This is a genomic window from Mesorhizobium sp. M7A.T.Ca.US.000.02.2.1 (genome assembly GCF_003996995.1).
Lineage (GTDB): Bacteria > Pseudomonadota > Alphaproteobacteria > Rhizobiales > Rhizobiaceae > Mesorhizobium.
In genome coordinates this window covers 1-3,924 of record NZ_RZTT01000498.1, presented here as the reverse complement: position 1 = coordinate 3,924, position 3,924 = coordinate 1, and the positions used below count along the sequence as shown (strand labels likewise).

4 protein-coding genes are annotated in these 3,924 nt (G+C 63.6%); 1 reads left to right on the top strand and 3 read right to left on the bottom strand.

Translation table 11 applies throughout. The annotated features are described in order from the left end of the window. The 3 genes from EOD15_RS30220 to EOD15_RS30210 all read right to left on the bottom strand — a co-directional run. Positions 1–770, bottom strand: a 770-nt coding sequence (locus EOD15_RS30220; RefSeq protein ID WP_148129709.1) for a phosphatase PAP2 family protein, incomplete at its 3' end; no start/stop codon positions are given. Between the two features lie 5 nt (positions 771–775). Next, positions 776–2,563 carry a bifunctional alpha/beta hydrolase/class I SAM-dependent methyltransferase gene (locus EOD15_RS30215; RefSeq protein WP_185929118.1) on the bottom strand — a complete coding sequence of 596 codons (1,788 nt, stop codon included), beginning with the start codon at positions 2,561–2,563 and terminating at the stop codon, positions 776–778. A gap of 36 nt (positions 2,564–2,599) precedes the next feature. Further along, positions 2,600–3,208, bottom strand: coding sequence for a CDP-alcohol phosphatidyltransferase family protein (locus EOD15_RS30210; RefSeq protein ID WP_127322586.1), 609 nt, complete (start codon positions 3,206–3,208; stop codon positions 2,600–2,602). A 195-nt stretch (positions 3,209–3,403) separates the two neighbouring features. On the opposite strand from EOD15_RS30210, the gene EOD15_RS30205 reads away from it, so the two are divergent. After that, positions 3,404–3,883 carry a MarR family transcriptional regulator gene (locus EOD15_RS30205; protein WP_027038640.1) on the top strand — a complete coding sequence of 160 codons (480 nt, stop codon included), beginning with the start codon at positions 3,404–3,406 and terminating at the stop codon, positions 3,881–3,883. Positions 3,884–3,924: the final 41 nt, after the last annotated feature.

Here is a 3,924-nt window from a genome sequence, read left to right as displayed (position 1 = left end):
AGCAGGAAGAGCGCAACGGCGCAGAACAAGGCGCCGAGCGCTGCACCGGCCAGCGCGAGGACCGCGCCCAGCGCGTAGAACCGCGCCAGCCGCCGCGCTTTCACATCGCTGGTCAGCCGGAAGCCTGAAAACGGCAACGCGCCGCTGCGCGGAAACAGCCACAGCGCAAAGAACCCGAGCAGCGCGCCGGTCGGAATGTCGATGAAGTGATGCTGCCAGGTCGTCAGCACCGAGGCACCGATCAGGAAGCTCCAGCCATGCCAGAGCGGCAGGAGCAACCCGCGGAGCCGGTGGCGCCAATGATCCCAGATGATCACCAAAAGGGCGATGTGCAGCGAGGGTGCCTGGTTGAACGGCTTGTCGAAACCGCCGAGCACGGCAAACAGGAAGCCCGGCAGGCCGGTCGTCGCCGGTCGCACGAATGTCGCGGTCAGCGGGAACAGGATGAAGCAGATAACGGCGACGACCTGCGCGGTGAGATAGCGCCCGGCCAGGCGGTCGACGCCTTGCCTGTCGTTGTTGAGCAGCAGCGACAGGCCGTAGAACAGGTTGATCGACCAATAGGGCACGATGGTCCAGGCGACGAACGGAATACCGTGCTCCCACGAGAACACGATGCTGCCGACCTCGTCGCGCCGCGAGGCCAGCCAGTTGGCGAAGCCGTAGCTGAGATAGAAGAACGGCGCCAGGAAGGCCAGCCAGAGCGCGGCCCTGACGACCACCCGTCCATAAGGCTCGGTGCGCGCGATGGGTGCAAGCGACGAGGCCATGCTGCTCAGCGGCGCCGTGCGACCGAGACGGTGAAGATGCCCCATTGGTCGATGCGCTGGTCGAGCTTTTCGAAACCGGCGGCTTCGACGAGCTGGTCCATCTCACCCTGCGTGCGCCGCCGCATCACCCAGGCCTCGCCTCCGCGATGCGAAGTCAGGCTGCGGGCGATCATCTCGAGCTGCGGATGCCAAGGCTGGTTGGTGTAGAGCAACAGGCTTCCCGGCTGCATGGCGCTGGCCAATCCACCGAGCGAGCGGGCTATCATCGCATTGTCGGAGAACAACTCGTAAAGGCCGGAAACGATGGCAAGATCCGGAGCTGGATCGATCGATGCGAGCATGTCGGCATCGAAGGCGTCGGCGCGCTGGAACGAGACATCAGCCGGCAATTGCCGCTCGGCGATCAGCTTGCGGCCAAGCTGGACGTTGAGGTCGGAATAATCCTGCAGGCGAACGCTCGCCGGCTGATCGGGGCTCTTCACGATGGCATCGAGAACATAGCGGCCATGGCCGGCCGCGATGTCGAGAATGTGCGCTGGCCGGCCAGCGGCCTTGAGCGTCGCCAGGCAAGAGCCGATGAGCTCTTCGAGATGCAGCTTGCGCTGGCGGATGCCGCGCCAGCCAATGGCCTCCAGGAAAATGCGGTCGACGACGCGGCCAAGAGGCGTAAGCCCACGCGCATTGTTCTCGTAGACGTAGTCCAGCGTCGAGCCGGAATCGAAGCCGGTGGTCACGCCGGCCTTCATTCCTTGCGAGACCCAGGCGCCCATGCGGATGGAGGCACGGCTGAATGCCCAATAGAGGCCCTTTGGCGACATCAGAGCGAGCGGCGAGGCAAGCCTATCGGCCTCGTCGCGTGTGTAGCCGGCAATGTCCGCCTGCTTAAGGTCGACCGGCGCATCGGGTGCCTCGAACTGCCTGGCCAGGAATGGCCGGATCAACTCGAGGGCCTTTGCCCGGTCGCGCTCGCCCAGCGTGTCGTGGAAGAAACCAGGCAACACATGGCGTTCCTTGGTGCGGCTGCCGAGATTGACGAAGAACTCGTGCTGCGGGCCGTGGCGCACCACCCAGTCGCTGCCCGAAAGCAGAAGCTGGGTCGGCACGGTGATGGCGCGTGCGTCACTGACGATGCGGACGGCGTGCTGGTAGAGTTCGACCAGTATGTTGGAAGCGATCGGCCGCGTGATCAACGGATCGCTCTCGAAAGAGGCGATGCGCACGGGATCGTGGGTCAGGAATTTCGCCTTGACATAGGAATTGACGAAGAAGCGGCCCTTGATCTTCTGCCAGAGTGCGATGCCCTCCTTGGCGAAGGGCACGTAGAGTTTTACCGAGAAGGCCGGTGAGGCCAGCACCATGGCGCGCAGCTTCGGCGCATAGTCATGCACCCAGGCGGCGGTCAGCACGGCGCCGAAGGATTGTGCGATCAGCGCGATATCCCGAGTGGCAAAGCCATCCCTGGCTGCAATCTCGCGCATGAAGCAGTCGATGTCGCGCACCAGCGCCGAGAAGGAGGGCGCATAGCCGCGCTCGCCGGACGAGCGGCCATTGCCGCGGGCATCCCAGGCATAGAAGGCGTGGTCCGGCATCTGCAATTCATCGACGAGATGGGCCATGCGGCCGCCATGCTCGTGGCCGCGATGGAAGAGCACCACCGCGCCCTTGGCATCGGCGGAGGCCGCCGGCCAGAATCGGTAGAAGATCTCCGTCCCGTCATGGCTGCGGAAAACCCGCTCCTGTGCTTGCCGCGCAAGGCTTTCCGTGGCCGCGGCGGCGATCGGTTCGTGCATCATGGTCTTCCCCTCTGGCGGCATGGCGAGCCTCGATGCTCAGCTGGCGCTGCCAATAATGCCGGCGCGTATCCGGTTTATGGCGGTCAGCAGCGAAAGCGTTGCCATGGCCGGAAACACAAACGCCGCTATCGATGCCGGCCACAGCCCGGCGGCGCACAGCACGGCGACGACGCCGAGCGCCAGCGCCCTGTCGCTCTTGCCGAACGGCCCGGCATAATTACGCCCGACCTTGGCAGCGATGCCGAGCACGCCGGCGAACTCGGTCAGCACGGCCGCTATCGCGAAGGCGACGACGCCCCATGCGCCAAATTCCGGAAAGACGGCAAAAGGGAGAATCAGCGCGAGGTCCGAAACGACGTCGCACAACTCGTTCAGATACATGCCGAGCGTCGAGGCTTGGCCATGTTCCCGTGCCAGCATGCCATCCACGGCATTCATCGCCATGCGCACGAACATCACCGCGGGGATAAGCAACAGCAGCCAGCGCCATTCGTGCCAGATCGCAATGGCCGCGCCGACGGCTATCGACATCGCGGCCGCCAGGATGGTTATGCTGTTTGCCGTGACCCCGATTGCCGCCAACCGATTGACCAGCGGCCGCAGTCGACCCTGGAAGGCCGGCTTGAGAGCGTAAAGCGTCGGCATTGCGTTGATCCCCCGATCCTGTTCAGCGGCTGTACATCAATATGCCAGACGCGACCAGTGTAGCGGGGGCTACGGCCATCATGCGTTTGCAAATCGATAACCATGATTGGTCCGGCAAAGCTGTCATGCACATTTGCCGGCTTCTCGTGCAACGGGCGTCTTGAATAGTGAGCACGCTTATTATATATGCCGCTCATGGTTTCCGATGGCATCGACAGATTGGGCTTCTTGATCCACGACGTGCAGCGCTTGATGCGCAAGCGCTTCGAGGCGAGGGCCAGTGGCTTGGGGCTTTCTTCGGCGCAATGGCGGCTTCTGGTCCGCGTTGCCAAGGAAGACGGTGTCGCGCAGGCGCGGCTGGCCGAACTTCTCGAAATCGAGCCGATCAGCGTTTCGCGCCTGGTCGACCGCATGGAAGAGGGAGGCTGGATCGAGCGTCGGTCCGACGCCGCCGATCGTCGCGTCCGCATGATCTTCCTGACGCCCAAGGCAAGCGATGCCTACGCCGTGATCAAGAGCATTGCCGGAGAAGTCTATGAGGAATCGCTGGTCGGCGTGAAGCCGGAAGCCCGTCGCGTCCTCATCGAAGGGCTCGAGGCGATGGTTCGCAACCTGACCGACGACGAGACGCCGTCCATTGAAAAAGTGAAGAATACAGAAGGCGCAGCAGCATGAACGCGGTAGCCAAGATAGACGAGAAAGTGACCGAACTGGAC